The sequence below is a fragment of the Streptomyces sp. NPDC001549 genome, from assembly GCF_042894025.1.
GTDB classification, from domain to species: domain Bacteria; phylum Actinomycetota; class Actinomycetes; order Streptomycetales; family Streptomycetaceae; genus Streptomyces; species Streptomyces kutzneri.
Genome location: NZ_JBIAVJ010000016.1, coordinates 176,016 through 195,474, shown reverse-complemented (window position 1 = coordinate 195,474; position 19,459 = coordinate 176,016). Strand labels below are relative to the sequence as shown.

The following is a 19,459-nucleotide window of genomic DNA, read 5'->3' as shown; positions in this document are numbered from 1 at the left end:
TGCGCGGTTGGAGTAGTCGATCACGTTACGTCGCCCCGCGGTCGAATACGGTCACGAGACGGGCGGGTTAAGCGCCCCAAGACCCCCCTACGCGCCTGCGATGCCCGCCACCCGCAGGGCGTGGACCAGGTCGCGGTGCTGGGGCCCGGGCAGCGCCCGGGCCGCCCGGAGCAGTCGCGGGGCGAACCACTGCGGGTCGTGCCGGGCCAGGCCCGCCGCCTCCTCGGCGGTGCGCACCCGGACGAAGGCGCCGAGCAGTGCGTCGGCCTCACGGATCCGGCCGGCCCCGCCGAGGGCGAGCGCCGCGTCCGCGACCTCGGCGGCGGGGCGGGCGGCGCCCTGGCGCAGCAGGGCATCGGAATCGCCCTCCCGGCCGGCGGCGCCGAGGGCGGCGGCGGCCGCCGCGAGCCGCTCGGGAGGGAGCGAGGCCGCCTCCCACAGCAGGGTGGCCCAGTCGGCCGCCAGCCCGGCCCGGGTCAGCTCGGCGGCGAGTGCGGGCAGCTGCTCGGCGGGCCGGGCCGCGGCCTCGCACAGCAGGACGTGCGCCTCACCACTGCGGCCCTGGGCGCGCAGGGCGAGGAGGGCGGCGGCGACGGCTCCGGGGACGCCCGCCGAAGGCCCTGCCCGGTGCTCGGGATGCGGTGCGGGGCGTGGCGCGGCCTCGGCGCCGCCAGGGGCCTCGGGTGCGGGGGCGTCCGGGATGCCGAAGCGCGCTCCGCGCGGTGCGGGGAGCACGGGGCCGGGACCGGACCCCGGCGTACCGTCCCCGCCGGGGTGTCCCGGCGGCGGGGTGAAGGCCGGGGCCGCGGGGGCCGCCGAGCCCGCGTACCGGGCGCCGCCGGCCCGCCGCGCACCGCGCAGCCACCGCCCCTCGGCCCGGCCGACCGGCGCCTCGGCCCGCGCGGGGGGCTCCTCGGCGTCGGCCGCTTGCGGCGCGGCGCCCGGTTCGGCGCGCGGTTCGATGCCCGGTTCGATGCCCGGCCCGGCGCCCGGTTCGATGCGCGCCTCCCGCTGCCGGGGCACCCCGGGCAGCCACTCCGCAGCCTCGGGCCGCGCCGGCCACAGCCCGTCGGGGCCCGCCCGCAGGGCCCGCAGGCGGGCAGCCAGATCTTCATGGCGGGCCATCGCGCGGGCCACGTCGTCCTGGGCCCAGGAGAGTTCCCGGGTGAGGGCGTCCGTCTCGGCCCGGTCGGCGGCCCTGCCGAGCCGTACCGTCAGGCTCCGCAGGGCCGTCTGCGCATCGGCCCGCTGCGCCACCGCCGCCGCGATCAGGGTCCGCAGCTCCCCCTCGCCGCCCGGCAGCCGGTCCCACACGGCGACGGCCGCCGCCCGCAGCTGGGCCGCGTATACGGTCTCCCGCGCCGCGAACTCCGCCCCCCGCGCCCCGGCCAGGTCCCGCAGCAGCGATTCCACCACATCCCACGGGGGCATCGCCGCCCCGTCGAGACAGGCCTTCATCCCCTCCGGATCCCGGCGCAGGAACTCCCCGTACCAGCCTGCCCCGGGATCCAGCCTCTGCGTCAATCCCCGCAAGTACCCCGAGAGTTGACTGATCGCCAGCGAAGTCGCGGTCTCCATGACCGCATTGGATCCCACCTGTGTTACGGGCGGGCTACGGGAGTCTCAAAGCTTGACGGCGATCGCGGTGTGCGGACGCTTGCCCCGGCGCGCCAGGGCGGCGGGCACGTCCACCAACCAGAACTGCCAGCCGTACTTGCGCGACATCAGCTTCCGCACCCGCCGCAGCCCCGCCTCGTCGAGCAGCCGGGCCTCACCCTCCCGCGCCTGCGCCCCTTCCTCGACGCGCCCGCGCATGTCGCAGGCGGTGACGGTGACCCGCCCGTTGTTGCGGATCCGCTTGACCTTCCACGAATCGCTGCGCGTCCACACGTACAGCTCACCCCCGTCGGCGACCGCCCACACCGGTGTCGCCACGGGCGTGCCGTCCTTGCGGAAGGTGGTGAGACTGACGTACCGCGCCCTGCCGAGCCCTTCGAGATCCATGACCGCACCCTAAGGGCTGTCAGGCGGGCGGGGTCTCTCCGTGGCTAACCGTTTCCCAGGCCACGAACAGCTCGTCCGTCCCGGCCGGCCGCGTCTTCTCGACCAGGGCGCGGGTGTACGGGAGCTTCGCGCCGGTCCGCGTCTCGTAGTGGTGCAGGGCCACCTCCAGGTCGGGCCCCATGGTCCGCTCCACCTTGCCCCCGCACAGCCACGGCGGTGCCTCGGCCCCGAGCTGGTACTTCGCGTGGAACTCCAGCGCGGTGCGCAGCCGGGCGGACTGCTCGCCGTACAGGTCGACGCCCTGGTGCCAGGCGGTCTCGGCGATGTGTGCGGACGCGGCGAGCGCGTAGCCGACGTGCATCAGGTTGCGGCAGGTCTCCTGGGCGATGCCGTCGACGTAGGTGCCCTGGTCGAACCAGTACGCCTTGACCTGGTCGGCCGTCTCGATGGCGGTGTACGGCGGGGCCATCGGGCGCGGGCCGTCCATCCGGAGGTAGAAGTACGCCGGCACGCGCGCCCGGAACCGCTCCAGGGACTCCCGGAAGATCACCTGGTCCTCCAGGAAGACGGCGATGGAGACGGCGGCGTCGGTCATGGCCAGTTCCCAGTTGCCGTTGTAGGCGGGCACCTGGGCGCGGACGGCCGGCAGGTAGGCCTTGCGCAGCATCTCCTTGAACCGGGTGACCCGGGGCTCCTCCCAGTTCGGGTAGTCGGCGTGCACGATCTCGGCGGCCCGCGCCCAGCTGGATCCGGACCAGGCGGCCTGGAGTCCGGCGTTGTCCTCGCGGTGCTTCTTCATCACGGCCGACCAGGCGTCCATGATCTGTACGGCCTTGCGCGCGTGGGCGGTCCTGCCGTTCACCGACCACAGCAGGGCGTGGGTGTAGGCGGCGATCGCGTCCTGCCGTTCGTCGAGACAGGACCGGGGTCCGCTGTCGAAGGGGCAGGGCACCACGTCGGCCGGGTGCGGGGTGTAGTCGAGGGAGGCGTAGCGGCTGCCCAGGAGTGCCCGGTACGCGGAGAGCCAGGGTTCCTTGCCGGCCGCGACCATCTGCTTCGCCTGCCGGAGCTGGCCGTGGCTGACGACGACGCCGGGGTGGCGGAAGACCACGTCGCCCGCGCGGGGGCGGCCTTCGGGGGCGGCACACGCCGCGAGCAGCAGGCCGCCCGCGAGGAGGGCGCCGACGACTGCGAAACCGACTCGCTTGGATGCGTTCATGGCTGACACGCCTTCACGCTTGCCCCGCGCTCCGGACCTCCCACCGCCGATTGGGCCGTCTGGCCGCCGGGCCCGCCCGAACGGCAGGCCCGGACGGCAGGCCCGGACGCGCCCCGGGCGGAAACTAGGCGGGGACGACGGCGCAGCGGCGCAGCAGGTCGTCCAGGGAGAGGCCGAGCGCCGCGGCGAGGGCGGCGACCGTGAAGAAGGCGGGGGTGGGTGCCCGGCCGGTCTCGATCTTGCGCAGGGTCTCGGCGGAGAGCCCGGCGCCGGCCGCGACCTCGACCATGCTCCGGCCGCCGCGGGCCTCGCGAAGCAGGACGCCGAGCCGCTCGCCGCGCTCGCGCTCTTCGGGGGTGAGGGGGGTACGGACCATGCGCTCATCCTACCCCGCACACCAATAACTATCCCGTTATTCTTATACCGGTATAGTTATTGGCATGGTGAAACTGAAGACTGACCGAGAGATCGACGAGATGCGGGCCGCGGGCCGGGTGGTCGCCCGCGCCCTGGCCGCCGTACGGGAGGCCGCCGACGTGGGGGTGTCCCTGCGGGAGCTGGACGGGGTGGCCCGCGAGGTGCTCCGCGAGGCCGGTGCCACCTCGCCCTTCCTGGGCTACCGGCCGCCGTTCGCGCCCGTGCCCTTCCCCGCCGTGGTGTGCGTCTCGGTGAACGACGCGATCGTGCACGGCATCCCCGGCGACTACCGGCTGCGCGGCGGTGACCTGGTCAGCGTCGACTGCGGGGCGAAGCTCGGCGGCTGGGTCGGGGACGCGGCGGTCAGCTTCACCGTGGGCCCGGCCCGGCCCGACGACCTCCGGCTGATCGAGACCTCCGAGGCGGCCCTCGCCGCCGGGATCGCCGCCGCCGTGCCCGGCAACCGGATCGGCGACATCGCCCACGCGATCGGTGCCACCTGCCGAGCCGCCGGGTACGGGGTGCCGGACGGCTTCGGCGGCCACGGCATCGGCCGCACCATGCACGAGGACCCGGGCGTGCCCAACGAGGGCCCGCCGGGACGCGGCATGAAGCTGCGCCCCGGCCTGGTCCTCGCCATCGAGCCGATGCTGATCGCGGGCGGCACGGACGACTACACCTGCGACGCGGACGGCTGGACCCTGCGCACCGTCGACGGCAGCCGCGCCGCCCACTCGGAGCACACGGTCGCGATCACCGCCGACGGTCCACGGATCCTCACCGCCCTCTGATCCGCCCTCCCTCACCGCATCCGGACCGCCTCCGGACCGCCCTCCGGTCCCTACGGCTTCCCGTGCGGGCGGACCACCATCGCCGAGCCGCCGCCCCGGCGGCTGGTCTCGGCCGCCGCCAGCCAGCGGCCGTCCGGCAGCCGCTGCACGCCGGTGGCGGCGCCGATCTCCGGGTTCTGCCGGAAGCTGTGGCCGATCGCCTCCAGCTCCGCCCGCAGCGGGCTGTTCCACAGGCCCGGCTCCAGCTCGGTGGTGGTCTGGTTGCGCTGGCTGGCCCGCGGCGCGGCGATCGCGTCGACCAGCGGCAGACCCCGGTCCAGGTGGCCGGTCAGGGTCTGCAGCACGGTGGTGATGATGGTGGCACCGCCCGGGGAGCCCACCGCGAGCACCGGGCGGCCGTCCTCCAGCACGATCGTCGGGGACATGGAGGAGCGCGGCCGCTTGCCGGGGCCGGGCAGGTTCGGGTCCGGGACCCCGGGCACGGCCGGGGCGAAGGAGAAGTCGGTCAGCTCGTTGTTGAGCAGGAAGCCGCGTCCGGGAACGGTGATCGCGCTACCGCCGGTGGACTCGATGGTCAGGGTGTAGGAGACCACGTTGCCCCAGCGGTCGGCGGCCGTCAGGTGCGTGGTGTTCTCCCCCTCGTACGTGGTCGGGGCGGCCTGGCCGGAGCCGCCGCAGGCCGCCGGGTGGCGCGGGTCACCGGGGGCCAGCGGGCTGGTCAGCGTACGGTCCGGCGTGATCAGGCAGCCGCGCGAGTCGGCGAACCGCTGCGAGAGCAGCTCACGCGTGGGCACGTCCACCGCCGCCGGGTCACCGACCCAGCGGCCCCGGTCGGCGAAGGAGATCCGCGAGGCCTCGATGAAGCGGTGCAGGTACTGCGTCTCGGACAGCTTCGAGAGGTCGGTCCGCTCCAGGATGTTCAGCGCCTCGCCGACGGTGGTGCCGCCGGAGGAGGAGGGCGCCATGCTGTAGACGTCCAGGCCCCGGTAGCTCACCCGGGTCGGGTCCTGCCGTTTGGTCGCGTACGCGCGCAGGTCGGCGGTGGTCAGGTCGCCGGGGCGGACCTTGCGGGTGGCCGCCGGGCTCACCGGGGGTGTGCGGACGGTCCGGACGATGTCCTCGGCGAGGGGCCCGCGGTAGAGGGCGCCGGTCCCCTTGCGGCCGAGTTCGGCGTAGGTGGCGGCCAGGTCGGGGTTCTTGAAGGTGGAGCCGACCACGGGCAGGGCGCCGCCCGGCAGGAAGAGCTTCGAGGTGTCCGGGAAGTCCTTGAAGCGGTCCTGGTTGAGCTCGGTCTGGGCCCGGAAGGTGGCGTCCACCGTGAAGCCGTCGCGGGCCAGCTTCTCGGCGGGCCGCAGCAGTTTGTCCAGCGGGCGGGTGCCCCAGGCGTCGAGGGCGCTCTTCCAGGTGGCGGGGGTGCCGGGCACGCCGACACCGAGACCGCTGGTCTGGCCCTCCGCGAAGGGGATGGGGAGGCCGTTCTCCTGGAACAGCGTCTCGGTGGCCGTGGCGGGGGCGGTCTCGCGGCCGTCGATGGTGTGCATCCGGTGCGAGCGGGCGTCGTAGTAGACGAAGTAGCCGCCTCCGCCGATGCCCGCCGAGTAGGGCTCGGTCACCCCGAGGGCGGCGGCGGTGGCGATCGCCGCGTCCACGGCGTTGCCGCCGGAGCGCAGGACGGCGATGCCCGCGGCGGTGGCGTCGGTGTCGACGCTGGCGACGGCCCCGCCGTAGCCGGCGGCGACCGGCACCTTGGCCGGCGGGGCGGTCGTGGTGGGCGGGGCCGCGGCCCCGGTGGAGACGAGTGCCCCGGCGAGGGCGACGAGCGCTAGCTGACGTGCGGCGGGAGCACGCATGCGGTTCCTCCGGTCGACGGCCGGTCAGGTCTGGTTCGCGCAGCGTAACTTCACCTCACCCCCCGCGTCAGGACGGCGGCCCGGCCGCTACCATCCGCCGCATGAACGACGACGTGCGCAACATCGTGCTCGGGGTGATAGCCACCGCCGTCAGCGGCGGGTTCGGCTGGTTCGCCCGGACCTATCTGTGGCGCCGTACGCTGCGCCGCAAGCAGGGGTTCTTCGGACTGCCGGCCGGCGGCGAGTGCCTGTTCGTGGTGAACCGGCAGATGGGCGGCAAGGAGTCGTCGGTGCACCGCAACGACGCGTTCGCGCTGCTGGAGATCTCCGCGCTGATCAAGGACTGCGGGGCCAACGTCCAGATCGTCACGCACGACGAGGCGCGTCAGGGCTTCGGCGACCGCGCCGAGTTCTGTGTCGGCGGCCCGACGTCCAACGCCCGTACGGTGGCGCACCTGGCCTCGATGCTGCCGGGGGTACGGGTGAACGTCGACACCCAGGAGCACGAGGACCGGGGCGCGATCCAGGTGGGCGGCGAGAGCTACCGGTGGGCCAAGGGGCGGGTGGAGTACGTGCTGCTGGCCAGGCTGACGGGCGCACAGGGCGGCCGCCCCGTCTTCCTGCTCTCCGGGCAGACGGCGGTCAGCAACCAGGCCGCCGCACGCTACCTGGCCCGCAACCACGAGCGGCTGGCCCGCACGTACGGGAAGGATCCTTTCTGCCTGGTGCTGAAGGTGGTCAACTCCGATGCCTACGGCCCCGATGTGACCGAGCTCGCGGCCGATGTCACCCAGGCCGCCCTGACACCCGAACCGGCAGCCGTGTGATCCCGTTGATGAAGTTGGAGACCAGTCGGCGCGGCGGTCCCGCCAGTTCCGGCGTTGGCATGGCCGCGCACCACTCCTCGTAGAGGATGCGCAGCTGGAGCCGGGCGAAGTGGGCGCCGAGGCAGACGTGCGGGCCGTCCCCGAAGGAGACGTGCGGGTTGGGCGTCCGCGCCAGGTCGAGGCGGCCGGGGTCGGTGAAGGCGCGCTCGTCGTGGTTGGCGGAGGCGTGGAAGACCACCACCTTGTCCCCGGCGCGGATGGTGCGCCCGGCCAGTTCGGTGTCGGCGGCGGCGGTGCGGCGGAAGCTGAGCACCGGCGGGTGGACGCGCAGGAGTTCGTCGACGGCCCGGTCGAGCGGGACGGTTCCGTCCGCGAGCCGGCGGTAGGAGTCCGGGGCCCCGGCCAGTGCGAGCAGGCCGCCGGGGGCGGCGCTGCGTACGGTGTCGTTGCCCGCGACGGTGAGCAGGAAGAAGAGCATCTCCAGTTCGGCCGGGCCGAGTCCGGCCTCGGCGAGGGCGGTCATCACGTCGTCGCCGGGGTGGGTGCGCTTGTGTTCGGCCAGTTCGCGGGCGTACGCGAACATCTCGCCGAGCAGGGCCGGGGAGCGCGGGTTGAGCGGCGTGCCGTCCGGGCCGAGGAGCGGCGCCGGGGCGTCGTCGGGGTCCTGGTACCCGATGATCCGTACGGTCCACTCCAGTAGCAGGGCCCGGTCGGCGGCCGGGACACCCAGCAGGTCGGTGAGGTTCAGCAGCGCGTACTCGTCGGTGACGGCGCGTACGAGGTCGGCGGTGCCGTCCTCGGCGTCCTCGCGGGCGGCGGCGAGCAGGGCGCGGGCGCGCTCCCGTACCCGCCCGGCGAAGGCGTCGACGCGGGCGGGGGTGAAGGCGCGGGACACCAGCCGCCGCAGCCGGCCGTGTCCGGGCGGGTCCTGGTTGAGCATGGTGCGGCGCAGGAAGGGCAGGTCGGCCGGGTCGGGGTCGCGGATCTGGGTGGCGCCCAGCCAGGAGGAGTACGTCCGGTGGTCGCGCAGGACCCGTACGACATCGGCGTGCCGGGTGACGGCCCAGAAGCCGGGGCCGGCGGGCCAGCCCTGGATCTCCGGCTCCGCCTGCCAGGCCACGGGGTGCCGCTCGCGCAGCAGCCGGTAGCGCTCGTGCGGGATGCCGGCGGCGTAGATGCGGGGGTCGAAGACGTCGGGGACGTCCGCGGCGTGATCCATGGGGTCACCGTGACGGGTGCGCGGCCCTGACCGCAAGGCCGCGGCCGCGGCCGGGTACCTACGGGTCCGTCAGCGCTTCAGGTCGCATTCGGCGGGGGCGAGGGTGGTGTCGCTGCCCTGCAGGGTGACGGGGCTGAGGGTGTCCTTCACGGCGGAGATGCCGATGGTGCACACGAGCTGCATGCGGGCCAGTGCCGACAGGTTGCCCACGGCGAACGGCACCCGGACCGTGATCCCCTCGTGCGAGTAAGGGCTCACCGCGAGCTTCTCCGTCCCCTGACCGGGGGGCAGCTGGGGCAGCCCCGTGGTGAGCCCGACCTCGCCGGCCCGGCCGCGGGGGCCTTCCAGCAGCAGGCGCAGCAGCACCACGCGATTGAGGTCGTAGTCCTGCAGCAGGCTGAACGGGGCCGGGACGAGCCGGTCGCCCTCCTTGGAGAGGAAGTAGAGATAGGTGCTGTTCTTGCCATCGGTGACCTTGACGGTGGCGGCGTGGCCGCTGTCGATCACCCCGCTGCGTTTGATCCCGCATCCGGTGAGCAGCAGGGCGCAGCTCACCAGCACCGCCGCGGACCTCGCCGGCGCAGCCGCCCGGGACCTCTTCCTGCGCCCTGTCATACGCGGGCCTCCAGCGGCATGTCGAGGGTGAAGACCGCTCCCCCGGCGGGCCCGTTGGCCGCGAGGAGGGTTCCGCCGTGCAGGCGGACGTTCTCCAGGGTGATGGCGAGGCCGAGACCGCTGCCGGCGGAGCGGGTCCTGGCCGCGTCGGCCTTGAAGAAGCGGTCGAAGATGTGCGGCAGCACCTCGGGGGCGATGCCGGGTCCGCTGTCGGCGACGTCGATCAGCAGCCGTTCGCCGTCCTCGCCCGGTGCGGTCCGTACGGTGATGCGTACGGGGGCGCCGCCGTGCCGCAGGGCATTGCCGACGAGGTTGGCGAGGACCACGTCGAAGCGGCGCGGGTCGAGCCGGGCGCGCACCTGTTCCGGCAGCTCGGCGACGATGCGGTCGTCGACCCAGTGGCGGCGCTCCAGGGTCTTGCGCACGGCTTCGGCGATGTCCACGTCGTCGAGGTTGAGCTCGGCGGCCCGGGCGTCGAAGCGGGAGATCTCCATCAGGTCCTCGACGAGGACGGCGAGCTTGCCCGTCTCTGTGCTGACCAGGCGCAGGGCCTTGGCGGTGTCGGCGTCGAGGCGTTCGGCGTCCTCGTCGAGGACCTCGGTGACGGCCAGCATCCCGGCGAGGGGGGTGCGCAGTTCGTGGGAGACGTCGGAGGCGAAGCGGCGGGCGCGGACCTCCGCGTCCTGCAGCTCGCGCACGGACTGCTCCAGGGCGCGGGCGGTCTCGTTGAAGGTGCGGGCGAGTCCGGCGAGCTCGTCGGCGCCCCGGACCTCGATCCGGGTGTCGAGGCGCCCGCGGCCGAGGTGCTGGGCGGCCCGGCGCATGTCGCGGACGGGCCGCAGCACGCTGCGGGCGGCCAGCAGCGCGGGCACGATGGCGATGGCCAGTCCCGGGACGGCGCCCTGCTGGGCGGCGTCGACCATGGCTTCCACGGTCTGCTTCTCGGTGGAGAGCGGGACGCTGGCGTAGAAGACGGCTCCGGTGGATTCGGTGAAGCCGTTGTGCTCGAAGAGGGCGGGGACGCCGATGGTGAGCCAGGGGTTGCCGCGCGCGTCCTCGACCCGCTGGAAGGCGGTGTAGTCGTTGCGGCGGACCTTCTCGCGCAGGTTGTCGGTGATCACGCTGGAGGTCGGCGTGCCGGGGTTGGTGGAGACCCGTACGCTGCCGTACTCGCCGAAGATGATCCACGGGTGCGGTTTGCCGCGCTTGCCGAGATCGATGACGATGCGCTGGAGCTCCTGCTGGTCCAGCGGAAGACGGAACTCCTGCTGTTCGACCTGGTCCCGCAGGGTGCTGATGGCGGTGTCCTGGGTCTGCTTGAGGATCGCGTTGCGCGCCTGCTGGTAGGTGAGGGCGGCGGTGGTCACCGCGCTGATCGCGGCGACCAGCAGGAAGGCCGCGATCAGTCGGGTGCGCAGGCCCAGCGGCGCGATGCGTCTCACGGTCGCCTACAGCGGACCGAAGCGGTAGCCGAAGCCGCGCACGGTCTGTATGTAGCGGGGGCTCGCGTCGGGGTCCTCGACCTTGGTGCGCAGCCGGCGCACACAGGCGTCCACGAGCCGGGCGTCGGCGTGGTAGCTGTGGTCCCAGACGTATTCGAGGAGTTGCTGGCGGGAGAAGACCTGCTCGGGCGAGGCCGACAGGTGCAGCAGCAGCTTGATCTCGCTGGGGGCGAGGGGCACGCGCTCGCCGTTCTTGGCGACGCTCAGCCCGGCGCGGTCGATGGTCAGCTCGCCGTGGTGCTCGACCCCGGGGCGGGCGCCCACGGGGTCGCTGAGCCGGCGCAGTACGGCTTTGATGCGGGCCTCGATGACCTCGGTGCGGGCGGGTTTGACGATGTAGTCGTCGGCGCCGGCCTCCAGGCCGACGACTATGTCGAAGTCGTCGCCGCGGGCGGTGAGCATGATGATCGGCACCTGGCTGGTCTCGCGGATGCGGCGGCAGACCTGGACCCCGTTGATCCCGGGCAGCATCAGGTCGAGCAGGACGAGCTCGGGGCGGAAGCCGCCCATCAGGGCCAGTCCTTCCTCGCCGGTCTCGGCGGAACTCACGTCGTGGCCACGGCGGCGCAGGCCGAGGCCGACCCCCTCGCGGATGGAAGGGTCGTCCTCGATCAGCAGTACGCGCGGCATCCGGTCAGTATCCCAAAGGTGTTGCGGGGCCTCGCCTCCCGTCAGCGGCCGGTCCTGCGCCGCAGGGAGTTCAGCATGTCGTTGATCTCCGTCAGGCGCAGCGGCCCGGCGAGGATGACGACGACGAGGGCCAGTGCGGCGGTTCCCGCCCCGACCGCGGCGAAGTTGCCGAACGGGTCGGCGGCGCGGGCGGCCGCGTACCCGGCGGCGGCCGCCGGTGCGCAGGCGGCCAGCAGCCGCAGGTGGGTCCGTACGGCGGTCGCGCGCCGTTCGGTACGGGTGCCGGCGCGCGGGCCGAGCCGGCGGGTGAGGGTGTAGGCGGTGACGGCGGCGCCCGCGAGGAAGGCGATGGAGGAGGCCGCGGCCATGCCGGTGACCGCCCAGCGCGGGGACAGCAGGAAGTAGGCGGCGGCGGACAGCCCGGCGGTGAGCGCGGCGATGACCAGGTTGAGGAAGAACGGGGTCCGGGTGTCGGAGAGGGCGTAGAAGCCGCGCGAGAGGACGTACTGCGCGGAGTAGGCGATCAGGCCGGGCGCGAAGGCGATGAGGATGCCCGCCATGACCTCGATGTCGGCGGCGCCGGTGCGGCCGTACTCGAAGACGCTGCCCATCACCCAGGGGGCGAGGGCGGCGAAGAGCGCGGCGGCGGGCACGACGAGGGCGGCGCTGGAGCGCAGGGCGTAGGAGATGTCGCGGCGCACGGCGCCGAGGTCGCCCTCGGTGGCGGCCGCGCTCATCCGCGGCATCAGGGCGGTCACGAGGGAGACGGTGATGATGCCCTGCGGGACGATCCACAGCTGGTAGGCGTTGCTGTAGGCGGTGTAGCCGGCGCCGCCCGCGAGTCCGGCGTCCACGGCGTGCTGTCCGGTGGTGGTGGAGAGCCGGGTGACGACCCAGTAGGCGATCTGGTTGGTGAGGACGAGCATGACCAGCCAGCCCGCGTTGCGCAGCGGGCGCCCGAGGCCGCTGCCGCGCCAGTCGAAGCGGGGGCGCCAGCGGAAGCGGGCGGCGCGCAGCGAGGGGACGAGGGCGAGCGCCTGGATGACGATGCCGAGGGTGGTGCCGAGGCCCAGGAGCCGGGTGTCGGCGGCGGTGAGGCCGGCCGCCGCGTCGTGGGAGAGGTAGAGGAAGAGCCCGAAGACGCCGATGATGACGAGGTTGTTGAGGACCGGGGTCCACATCATGGCGCCGAACCGGCCGCGGGCGTTCAGCACCTGCCCGAGCAGGGTGAAGAGCCCGTAGAAGAGGATCTGCGGCAGGCAGTACCGGGCCAGGGCGACGGTGGTGCTCGCCTGTGCCCCGTCGTAGTCGGTGTACAGCGAGACGATCAGCGGGGCGGCGAGGACCGCGACGGTGGTGAGCGCAACGAGGGCGGCGGTGCAGGCGGTGAGCAGCCGGTCGGTGTAGGCGGATCCGCCGTCCGCGTGCTCCTTGGCGGCCCGGACGAGCTCGGGTACGAAGACGGCGTTGAGCGCGCCTCCGATGAGCAGCATGTAGATGATGTTCGGGACCGTGTTGGCGACGGCGTAGCCGTCGCCGAGGAGTCCGGTGCCCAGCGCCGCGACGACGACGGCGGAGCGGATGAAGCCGGTGGCGCGGGAGACGATCGAACCGGCCGCCATGAGCGCGCCGCTGCGCAGCACCGAGGTCTTCCCGGGGGACGCGCCGGCGGCGCCGGGGGCGGCGGCCGCCCTGGTGCCGGTGTCGGTGCCCGTGTCGGTGGCGCTATCGGTGTCGGTGGCCGTCACCGGCGGGCCAGGTATGCCTGGAACGCCTTGTAGAGCGCCGTGTTGGCGACTCCGTCCATCGGTATCTCCCACTCTCCGAGCGTCTCGACGACCTGTCCGCCGGTGCCGAGCTTCCAGCGCAGCAGCCCGAAGGAACGTTCGTCGGGGTCAAGGGTGGAGGGTACCCCCCGCATGTCGTACTCCTCCGCTCCGAGGGCGTGGGCGTCGCACATCATGCGCCACTGCAGGGCGTTGCTGGGCCGTACGTCGCGGCGGTGGTCGGCGGAGGCGCCCGTCTGGTACCAGACCCGCTTCCCGGCGGTGATCATCGTGTGGGCGGCGAGGATCTCCCCCTGGTGGACGCCCAGGTAGAGCCGCATACGGCCGGGCGCCTCCTCGTTGAGGACCCGGTACTGCTGCTCGTAGTACGCGAGGGAGCGGCCGAGCCGGAAGCCGTCGCGCTCCTCGGTGATGCGCAGCAGCCGGTAGAACTCGGGCAGGTCCGCGAAGGTGCCGATGACCGTCTCCACGCCGGACTTCGTGGCCTTGCGCACGTTGCGCCGCCATTCCTGGTTGAGGCCCGCCCACACGTCGTCGAGGGTGCGGCCGGCCAGCGGCACGCGGAAGACGTGACGGGGCTGGGCGTCGCCGTCGTCCTCGCCGCCGCACCGCGTCCAGCCGCGCGTGCGCAGCCGGTCGGCGAGGGCCGCGCCCACCGGGTCGACCTCGGTGGCGAGCACGTCGGATATCTGCCGGCCCGGCCCGGAGGCGGACTTGGCGGTGGCCGCGTCCCAGCGCCGGTAGGCGGGGGTGGGACCGATGCGGACGGCGAAGGCGCCGGAGGAGCGCAGGTGGCGCATGAGCGGGGTCAGCCAGCGGTCGATGTGCGGATCGGACCAGTCGGCGACGGGCCCCTCGGGGAGGTAGGCGAAGTATTTGCGGGTGCCGGGAAATTGCCGGTAGAGAACGAGACCGGCGCCCTGAATCTGACCGTCCGGATAGTGCCATCCGACCCTTTCCGAGCGCCAGAGGTCCTTTACGCGGGCCCAGGACGGGTACTGGAGAAAGCTCGCCCCGCCGTGGCGGGAAAGGAACGCCTGGTATTCGGAGACGGACAGGGCACGCACCCGGAGCTCCCGGTCCTGGTCATGGTTCTGCTGGGCGGGGGTCACGAGCAGTGCACACACGGCAGACGGCCTTTCTGTCGTCCTGACGGTCTCTCACAGGACTCTCACAGCCGCCCGTGACCGAAGTGCGCGGCGATTGTGACCGGATGATGACCGTTTCGCTGCGGTCGACGTCACAAGAGAAAAGACGACTTTTTCCCCCGATTGCGGAACCTAAAGTCGAGTCGTTCGCATCCTCTTTTGCGGACGTTCACCTCCCCCGCTCCTGGAAAGGGCCCTTCGTTGAGCCGTATACGCCGCACCGCCATGGCGGGCACCGCACTTCTGGCCGCCTCGCTGACCGCCTGTTCGGGCGGGAGCGACGGTGGCGGTGACGACAAGGGCAAGACCGAGCTGAAGCCGAAGGCGCCCATGGCGGTCGCGGTCAACCTCGCGGGCGATCAGGTCAAGGCGGGCCAGCCGGTGACGGTGACCGTGGCCGAGGGCAAGCTGGCCCAGGTGAAGGTGACCGACGCCAAGGGCGCGGAGCTGCCGGGGAAGATAGCCGACGACGGGAAGACCTGGACCTCGGAGCGCAACGCCCCGCCCGGTGCGGAGTACAAGGTGGAGGCGCAGAACACCGAGAGCCAGAGCGCCACCACGCAGTTCAAGACCGGACCCGCCGACAAGGTGAACAAGGTCTCGATCAACATCTCCAAGGGCAGCTCGGTGGGCGTGGCGATGCCGGTGTCCCTTGTGTTCGACAACCCGGTGACGAACAAGGCCGACGTGGAGAAGCAGCTCAAGGTCACCACCTCGGACAACTCCGAGGGTTCCTGGGGCTGGATGAAGGACCACGACGGCAAGGACCGCGTCGACTGGCGGCCCAAGGACTACTGGAAGTCCGGCACGGACGTGAAGGTCGACATGCACCTGAACGGCGTGGACTCCGGCAAGGGCGGCGGGCTGTTCGCCCGCGACTACAACACCGAGTTCAAGATCGGCAAGGACCGCCGGATCCAGGTCAGCCTCGACACGAAGAAGATGTCGGTCACCCAGGACGGCCAGGCGCTCAGGACGATCCCGATCTCGGCCGGCACTCCCGGCGGCAAGAAGGCCTCCTGGTCCGGGAAGATGGTGATCATGACCAAGGAGGGCACCATCCGGATGGACTCCCAGACGGTGGGCCTGGACAACGCCTACGACAAGATGGTCGATTACTCGATGCGGCTGACCTGGTCCGGCATGTACGCGCACGCCGCCCCGTGGAACTCCGGCAACTTCGGCCGCACCAACAGCAGTTCCGGCTGCGTGGGGATGAGCGACGCCGACGCCAAGGAGCTCTTCGGACAGTCCCAGGTCGGCGACCTCTTCGAGGTGGTCGGCGAGGGCTCGAAGGGCCAGGCGGAGATCGGCAACGGCTACGGCGAGTGGAACCTGTCGTGGGACCAGTGGAAGGCCAAGAGCGCCCTGTCCGGCACCCCGCAGAACGGCTGACCGCCGGCCCGCGGCCGGTCCACCGCCATCGCCCAATCGTTACCAGTGCGTAACTTACCCATGGGTTACTTTCGGTAACACGCTCCCGTTACCGTCGGGTCACTTTGACAATCCCGGCGCACGCGCGAGGAGCGACAGATGCAACGCACCACCACCGCCGCGGCCGTGGCGACCCTGCTGGCGGCAGCCGTCCTGGGCCTGGCCCCCCATCAGGCCCAGGCGGCTCCCGCCACCACCGCGGCAGCCGCCGCAGACGCCACCTCGCAGCTGCGCTTCCACGACATCCCGGGCTCCGGCGGCATCACTCTCAAGGGCAACGTCTTCACCCCGGCCGGGGCCGAGAGCGGCCGGAAGTACCCGCTGATCGTGCTGCCCACCAGCTGGGGCCTGCCGCAGATCGAATACATCGCCCAGGCCAAGAAGCTCGCCGACTCCGGTTACGTCGTGGTCAGTTACACCTCCCGCGGCTTCTGGCTCTCCGGCGGCAACATCGAGGTGGCCGGCCCGCCGGACATCGCCGACGTCAGCGCCGTCATCGACTGGGCCCTCGCCAACTCCCCCGCCGACGCCGACCGCATCGGCCTCGGCGGGGTCTCGTACGCCGCCGGCATCACCCTGCTGGCCTCCGCCCACGACCCGCGCGTCAAGGCCGTGGTCGCGATGAGCGGCTGGGCCGACCTCATCGAATCCATCTACTCCGGCCGCACCCAGCACCTCCAGGCCGCCGGAATGCTCGGCGCCGCCGGATACCTCACCGGCCGCCCCGGACCCGAACTCAAGACGCTCCTCGGCAACTTCCTCGGCTCCCGGCTGGACCAGGAGCAGCAGATGATCGAGTGGGGCAGGAAGCGCTCGGCCTCCGAGCAGGTGGACCGGATCAACGCCAACGGCGCCGCGATCATGCTCGGCAACGCCTGGGGCGACACCATCTTCCCGCCCAACCAGTACGCGAAGTTCTACGAGCGGCTGACCGGCCCCAAGCGCCTGGAGTTCCGGCCCGGGGACCACGCCACCGCCGAGGGCACCGGCCTGCTGGGGCTGCCCAACGACACCTGGACCAACGCGCACCGCTGGTTCGACCGCTACCTCAAGGGCGAGCGCAACGGCGTCGACACCGAGGCGCCCGTGCAGATCAAGTCCCGTAGCAACGACGGGTACGAGGGCTACGCCGACTGGAAGTCGGTCGGCTCCGGAGGCACCGAGAAGCTGGCGCTCTCCGACAGCGAGCACCTCTTCGCCAACGTCGACTCCGGCGCCAACGGCGGCATCCTCCTCCTCTCCAGCGCCCTCGACCAGTTCGTGAAGGCGCCGCCGATCGCCTCCATCCCGCTGCTCCCCCGGGCCTTCGCGGCCGTCTGGCAGTCGGAGCGCTACGACGAGGCGCGCCGGATCCGCGGCACCGCGAAGCTGCACACCACCGTCACCCCCACCAAGGGCGACGGCACCTTCGTCGCGTACCTCTACGACGTCGGCCCGCTCGGCATCGGCAAGCTCGTCAGCAACGCCCCGTACACCTTCCACGGGAAGGCTCCCGGCCAGGCCTTCGGCGTGGACCTGGAGCTGTTCTCCACCGCCTACGACGTCCCCGCGGGCCACCGGCTCGCTCTCGTCATCGACACGGTCGACCCGCTCTACATCGAGCACAACCCCATGGGCGCGCAGCTGACCTTCTCCTCGCCGCGCACCGATCCCAGCTATGTGTCGGTGCCGCTGCGCGAGCAGTGAGCCGCGGCTGCTGCCGGGGCAGGGCCGCCCGGCAGCAGCCGCCCGGCGCCCGGCACCCGCCCGGGGCCCGGCTGGTGCCTGGCGCCTGGCGCCGTCAGTGCTTGAGGATCTTCGAGAGGAAGTCCTTGGCCCGGTCGCTCTCGGGGGCGGTGAAGAACTGCTCCGGGGTGCGGTCCTCGATGATCTGCCCGTCGGCCATGAAGACCACGCGGTTGGCGGCGGAGCGGGCGAAGCCCATCTCGTGGGTGACCACGACCATGGTCATGCCCTCGCGGGCGAGCTGCCGCATGACCTCCAGCACCTCGTTGATCATCTCCGGGTCGAGCGCGGAGGTGGGCTCGTCGAAGAGCAGGGCCTTGGGGTTCATGGCGAGGGCGCGGGCGATCGCCACGCGCTGCTGCTGACCGCCGGAGAGCTGGGCCGGGAACTTCTCGGCCTGGTCGGCCAGGCCGACCCGCTCCAGGAGCTCCCGGGAGCGCCGGTCCGCCTCGCCCCGCTTGCGGCCGCGGACCTTGACCTGGGCGAGCGAGACGTTGGCGAGGACGGTCTTGTGCGCGAACAGGTTGAAGGACTGGAAGACCATCCCCACCTCGGCGCGCAGCCGGGCCAGCTCCTTGCCCTCGGCGGGCAGTGCCTCCCCGTCGATCAGGATCGTGCCCGACTCGACGGACTCCAGCCGGTTGATCGCCCGGCACAGGGTGGACTTCCCGGAACCGGAGGGGCCGATGACCACCACCACTTCACCGCGGCCGACGGTGAGGTTGATGTCCCGCAGTACGTGCAGCGCACCGAAGTGCTTGTTGACGTCCCGCAGCTCGATCAACGGTTCGACGGCCATGTGCTGTCCTGCCCACTTGTCGGAGTCGGTCTCGGTGACGGCCCGAGTGCCGGACCCGGTACCGGTCCCGGTCCCCGTGTGCTGAGTCAGCGCAAACTATCCAGCCCCGGAAGGGCACTTCGCACGGGAGGGGTACCACGACACGCCGGGACGTCAGCCCTCGGAGGCCTCAGCGTACGCCTGGCTGAGCTCGGGTGATCCGGTCATCGCCCAGGACAGGCCCGACTCGATCACGTTCAGCTCCCGGCCCGAAGCCAGCCGGATCACCGGCTGGCCGTTGGGCCACACCCGCCAGGCGGCCCCCGGAACGGTCCGGATGATCACGGTCCCGAGGTAGAAGCCGGCGTCGTTGCCGAGCCAGGGCACCGCCTCGGGGTCCCGCCGCCAGCGCGGCATCAGCTGGTCCAGGGCCTCCAACGAGGCCTGGCTCTCGTCCAGTTCGAGCCCGGCCGCCCGTGCCTGGACGCGCAGCATCTCGCACTCCGAGAACAGCTCGGCGACGCCCTCGGGGTCGTCCGCGAGGGCGGCGGCGAGTCCCGCACCCTGTTCCGTTTGGCGTCGGTTCAGCCAGTTGTCCAGGAAAGGGATGTTCATACCACCCAGCGTCGCACCAGGATCCGGCGCTGACCACAGGGCGCGCCTGGATCCACCGGCCCGGATGGCACGGCACCGGCTACGGGCTACGGGCTACCGGCCGAGGTCCAGGTCCACGACGACGGGCGCGTGGTCGGAAGCGCCCTTGCCCTTGCGCTCCTCGCGGTCGACGTAGGAATCGGTCACGGCCTTGGTGAAGGGCTCGTTCCCGTAGACCAGGTCGATGCGCATGCCCTTGTTCTTGGGGAAGGCGAGCATCCGGTAGTCCCAGAAGGTGTAGGGACGGTCGTACTTCAGCGGGCGCGGGAACACGTCCGAGAGGCCGGCGGCGCGCAGCGCCTCCAGGGCGGCCCGCTCGGCGGGGGTGACGTGGGTGAGGCCCGCGAAGACGGCCGGGTCGTAGACGTCCTCGTCGGTCGGGGCCACGTTGAAGTCGCCGAGCACCGCGAACGGCCGCGGACCGGCCGCCTCCTCGGCGATGGCCGTGGTCAGGGCGCGGAACCAGTCCAGCTTGTAGCCGTAGTGGTCGTGCTCGACCTCGCGCCCGTTGGGCACGTACACCGACCAGACCCGGACCCCGCCGCAGGTGGCGGAGATCGCGCGGGGTTCCTGTACGCCCTCGTAGTCGGGCCCGCCGGGCAGTCCGGGGACCACGTCCTCCAGGCCGACCTTGGAGAGCAGGGCCACGCCGTTCCAGCGGCCGGTGGCGTTGACCGCCGATTCGTAGCCCAGCTCGCGCAACGCGTCGTGCGGGAACTGCTCCGCCGAGCACTTGGTCTCCTGGATGCACAGGACATCCGTACCGGAGCTCTCCAGCCAGGCCAGCAGGCGCGGCAGCCGGGCGGTGATGGAGTTGACGTTGAAGGTGGCGATACGCATACCTGCCAACCTACCGCCC

At 72.3% G+C, this 19,459-nt stretch carries 18 protein-coding genes; 4 read left to right on the top strand and 14 right to left on the bottom strand.

Annotated features, from left to right (window positions below; translation table 11 throughout):
• Positions 1-87: 87 nt before the first annotated feature.
• From ACFY04_RS25430 to ACFY04_RS25415, 4 genes are all read right to left on the bottom strand, one after another.
• Positions 88-1,578, bottom strand: coding sequence for a hypothetical protein (locus ACFY04_RS25430; RefSeq protein ID WP_389119849.1), 1,491 nt, complete (start codon positions 1,576-1,578; stop codon positions 88-90).
• A 45-nt stretch (positions 1,579-1,623) separates the two neighbouring features.
• Complete coding sequence (locus ACFY04_RS25425; RefSeq protein WP_389119847.1) at positions 1,624-2,004, bottom strand: PPOX class F420-dependent oxidoreductase; 381 nt, start codon at positions 2,002-2,004, stop codon at positions 1,624-1,626.
• A gap of 19 nt (positions 2,005-2,023) precedes the next feature.
• On the bottom strand, positions 2,024-3,223 hold the full coding sequence (locus ACFY04_RS25420) for an alginate lyase family protein (protein WP_389119844.1): 1,200 nt from the start codon (positions 3,221-3,223) through the stop codon (positions 2,024-2,026).
• A 124-nt stretch (positions 3,224-3,347) separates the two neighbouring features.
• Positions 3,348-3,599: a helix-turn-helix domain-containing protein gene (locus ACFY04_RS25415; RefSeq protein WP_373041571.1), complete on the bottom strand. Its 252-nt coding sequence runs from the start codon at positions 3,597-3,599 to the stop codon at positions 3,348-3,350.
• A gap of 64 nt (positions 3,600-3,663) precedes the next feature.
• Between ACFY04_RS25415 and map the strand changes: the two genes are divergently transcribed.
• Entirely contained in the window at positions 3,664-4,431 is a 768-nt protein-coding gene (map, locus tag ACFY04_RS25410; RefSeq protein ID WP_389119842.1) for a type I methionyl aminopeptidase, read from the top strand.
• Positions 4,432-4,481: 50 nt separating this feature from the next.
• Here the strand turns inward: map and ggt are convergent, their stop codons facing one another.
• Positions 4,482-6,281 (bottom strand): gamma-glutamyltransferase, encoded by a 1,800-nt coding sequence (gene ggt / locus ACFY04_RS25405; protein ID WP_389119840.1) that lies wholly within the window; start codon positions 6,279-6,281, stop codon positions 4,482-4,484.
• Between the two features lie 101 nt (positions 6,282-6,382).
• Here ggt and ACFY04_RS25400 point away from each other — a divergent pair, with 101 nt between their 5' ends.
• Positions 6,383-7,108, top strand: coding sequence for a hypothetical protein (locus ACFY04_RS25400; RefSeq protein WP_389119838.1), 726 nt, complete (start codon positions 6,383-6,385; stop codon positions 7,106-7,108).
• Here ACFY04_RS25400 and ACFY04_RS25395 read toward each other — a convergent pair.
• The 6 genes from ACFY04_RS25395 to ACFY04_RS25370 form a co-directional block, all read right to left on the bottom strand.
• Positions 7,068-8,327, bottom strand: a complete 1,260-nt coding sequence (locus ACFY04_RS25395) for a cytochrome P450 (RefSeq protein ID WP_389119836.1) — start codon at positions 8,325-8,327, stop codon at positions 7,068-7,070. The two genes, ACFY04_RS25400 and ACFY04_RS25395, sit on opposite strands and share 41 nt — an antisense overlap.
• A gap of 69 nt (positions 8,328-8,396) precedes the next feature.
• A complete protein-coding gene (locus ACFY04_RS25390; RefSeq protein ID WP_389119833.1) occupies positions 8,397-8,942 on the bottom strand; it encodes a hypothetical protein in 546 nt (181 codons plus the stop codon).
• Positions 8,939-10,384, bottom strand: coding sequence for an ATP-binding protein (locus ACFY04_RS25385; protein WP_389119832.1), 1,446 nt, complete (start codon positions 10,382-10,384; stop codon positions 8,939-8,941). The genes ACFY04_RS25390 and ACFY04_RS25385 overlap by 4 nt, the downstream gene beginning before the upstream one ends.
• A gap of 6 nt (positions 10,385-10,390) precedes the next feature.
• Positions 10,391-11,074 carry a response regulator transcription factor gene (locus ACFY04_RS25380; protein WP_327738313.1) on the bottom strand — a complete coding sequence of 228 codons (684 nt, stop codon included), beginning with the start codon at positions 11,072-11,074 and terminating at the stop codon, positions 10,391-10,393.
• Between the two features lie 41 nt (positions 11,075-11,115).
• Positions 11,116-12,822 (bottom strand): murein biosynthesis integral membrane protein MurJ, encoded by a 1,707-nt coding sequence (gene murJ, locus ACFY04_RS25375; RefSeq protein WP_389119830.1) that lies wholly within the window; start codon positions 12,820-12,822, stop codon positions 11,116-11,118.
• Positions 12,819-13,988: a lipid II:glycine glycyltransferase FemX gene (locus ACFY04_RS25370; protein WP_389119826.1), complete on the bottom strand. Its 1,170-nt coding sequence runs from the start codon at positions 13,986-13,988 to the stop codon at positions 12,819-12,821. The genes murJ and ACFY04_RS25370 overlap by 4 nt, the downstream gene beginning before the upstream one ends.
• 246 nt (positions 13,989-14,234) lie before the next feature.
• Between ACFY04_RS25370 and ACFY04_RS25365 the strand changes: the two genes are divergently transcribed.
• Both ACFY04_RS25365 and ACFY04_RS25360 read left to right on the top strand, forming a co-directional pair.
• Positions 14,235-15,404, top strand: coding sequence for an Ig-like domain-containing protein (locus tag ACFY04_RS25365; RefSeq protein WP_389119864.1), 1,170 nt, complete (start codon positions 14,235-14,237; stop codon positions 15,402-15,404).
• Between the two features lie 138 nt (positions 15,405-15,542).
• A complete protein-coding gene (locus ACFY04_RS25360) occupies positions 15,543-17,129 on the top strand; it encodes a CocE/NonD family hydrolase (protein WP_389119824.1) in 1,587 nt (528 codons plus the stop codon).
• A gap of 94 nt (positions 17,130-17,223) precedes the next feature.
• On the opposite strand, the gene ACFY04_RS25355 is transcribed toward ACFY04_RS25360, so the two are convergent.
• The 3 genes from ACFY04_RS25355 to ACFY04_RS25345 all read right to left on the bottom strand — a co-directional run bounded on the left by ACFY04_RS25355 (position 17,224) and on the right by ACFY04_RS25345 (position 19,440).
• Positions 17,224-17,967, bottom strand: a complete 744-nt coding sequence (locus ACFY04_RS25355; protein ID WP_389119822.1) for an amino acid ABC transporter ATP-binding protein — start codon at positions 17,965-17,967, stop codon at positions 17,224-17,226.
• A gap of 153 nt (positions 17,968-18,120) precedes the next feature.
• The gene (locus ACFY04_RS25350; protein WP_389119819.1) at positions 18,121-18,561 is read right to left on the bottom strand and encodes a DUF6278 family protein; all 441 of its coding nucleotides are present in this window, start codon (positions 18,559-18,561) and stop codon (positions 18,121-18,123) included.
• 93 nt (positions 18,562-18,654) lie between these two features.
• Positions 18,655-19,440 (bottom strand): exodeoxyribonuclease III, encoded by a 786-nt coding sequence (locus tag ACFY04_RS25345; RefSeq protein WP_389119817.1) that lies wholly within the window; start codon positions 19,438-19,440, stop codon positions 18,655-18,657.
• Positions 19,441-19,459 lie beyond the last annotated feature (19 nt).

What these genes read in the sequence shown, in the direction of transcription:
- ACFY04_RS25365 (WP_389119864.1), top strand. Translation starts at nt 14,235, where the DNA reads ATGGCGGGCACCGCACTTCTGGCCGCCTCGCTGACCGCCTGTTCGGGC.
- ACFY04_RS25415 (WP_373041571.1), bottom strand. Translation starts at nt 3,599, where the DNA reads ATGGTCCGTACCCCCCTCACCCCCGAAGAGCGCGAGCGCGGCGAGCGG.
- ACFY04_RS25355 (WP_389119822.1), bottom strand. Translation starts at nt 17,967, where the DNA reads ATGGCCGTCGAACCGTTGATCGAGCTGCGGGACGTCAACAAGCACTTC.
- ACFY04_RS25425 (WP_389119847.1), bottom strand. Translation starts at nt 2,004, where the DNA reads ATGGATCTCGAAGGGCTCGGCAGGGCGCGGTACGTCAGTCTCACCACC.
- ACFY04_RS25395 (WP_389119836.1), bottom strand. Translation starts at nt 8,327, where the DNA reads ATGGATCACGCCGCGGACGTCCCCGACGTCTTCGACCCCCGCATCTAC.
- ggt (WP_389119840.1), bottom strand. Translation starts at nt 6,281, where the DNA reads ATGCGTGCTCCCGCCGCACGTCAGCTAGCGCTCGTCGCCCTCGCCGGG.
- map (WP_389119842.1), top strand. Translation starts at nt 3,664, where the DNA reads ATGGTGAAACTGAAGACTGACCGAGAGATCGACGAGATGCGGGCCGCG.
- ACFY04_RS25380 (WP_327738313.1), bottom strand. Translation starts at nt 11,074, where the DNA reads ATGCCGCGCGTACTGCTGATCGAGGACGACCCTTCCATCCGCGAGGGG.
- ACFY04_RS25345 (WP_389119817.1), bottom strand. Translation starts at nt 19,440, where the DNA reads ATGCGTATCGCCACCTTCAACGTCAACTCCATCACCGCCCGGCTGCCG.
- ACFY04_RS25400 (WP_389119838.1), top strand. Translation starts at nt 6,383, where the DNA reads ATGAACGACGACGTGCGCAACATCGTGCTCGGGGTGATAGCCACCGCC.
- ACFY04_RS25360 (WP_389119824.1), top strand. Translation starts at nt 15,543, where the DNA reads ATGCAACGCACCACCACCGCCGCGGCCGTGGCGACCCTGCTGGCGGCA.
- ACFY04_RS25390 (WP_389119833.1), bottom strand. Translation starts at nt 8,942, where the DNA reads ATGACAGGGCGCAGGAAGAGGTCCCGGGCGGCTGCGCCGGCGAGGTCC.
- ACFY04_RS25420 (WP_389119844.1), bottom strand. Translation starts at nt 3,223, where the DNA reads ATGAACGCATCCAAGCGAGTCGGTTTCGCAGTCGTCGGCGCCCTCCTC.
- ACFY04_RS25430 (WP_389119849.1), bottom strand. Translation starts at nt 1,578, where the DNA reads ATGGAGACCGCGACTTCGCTGGCGATCAGTCAACTCTCGGGGTACTTG.
- ACFY04_RS25350 (WP_389119819.1), bottom strand. Translation starts at nt 18,561, where the DNA reads ATGAACATCCCTTTCCTGGACAACTGGCTGAACCGACGCCAAACGGAA.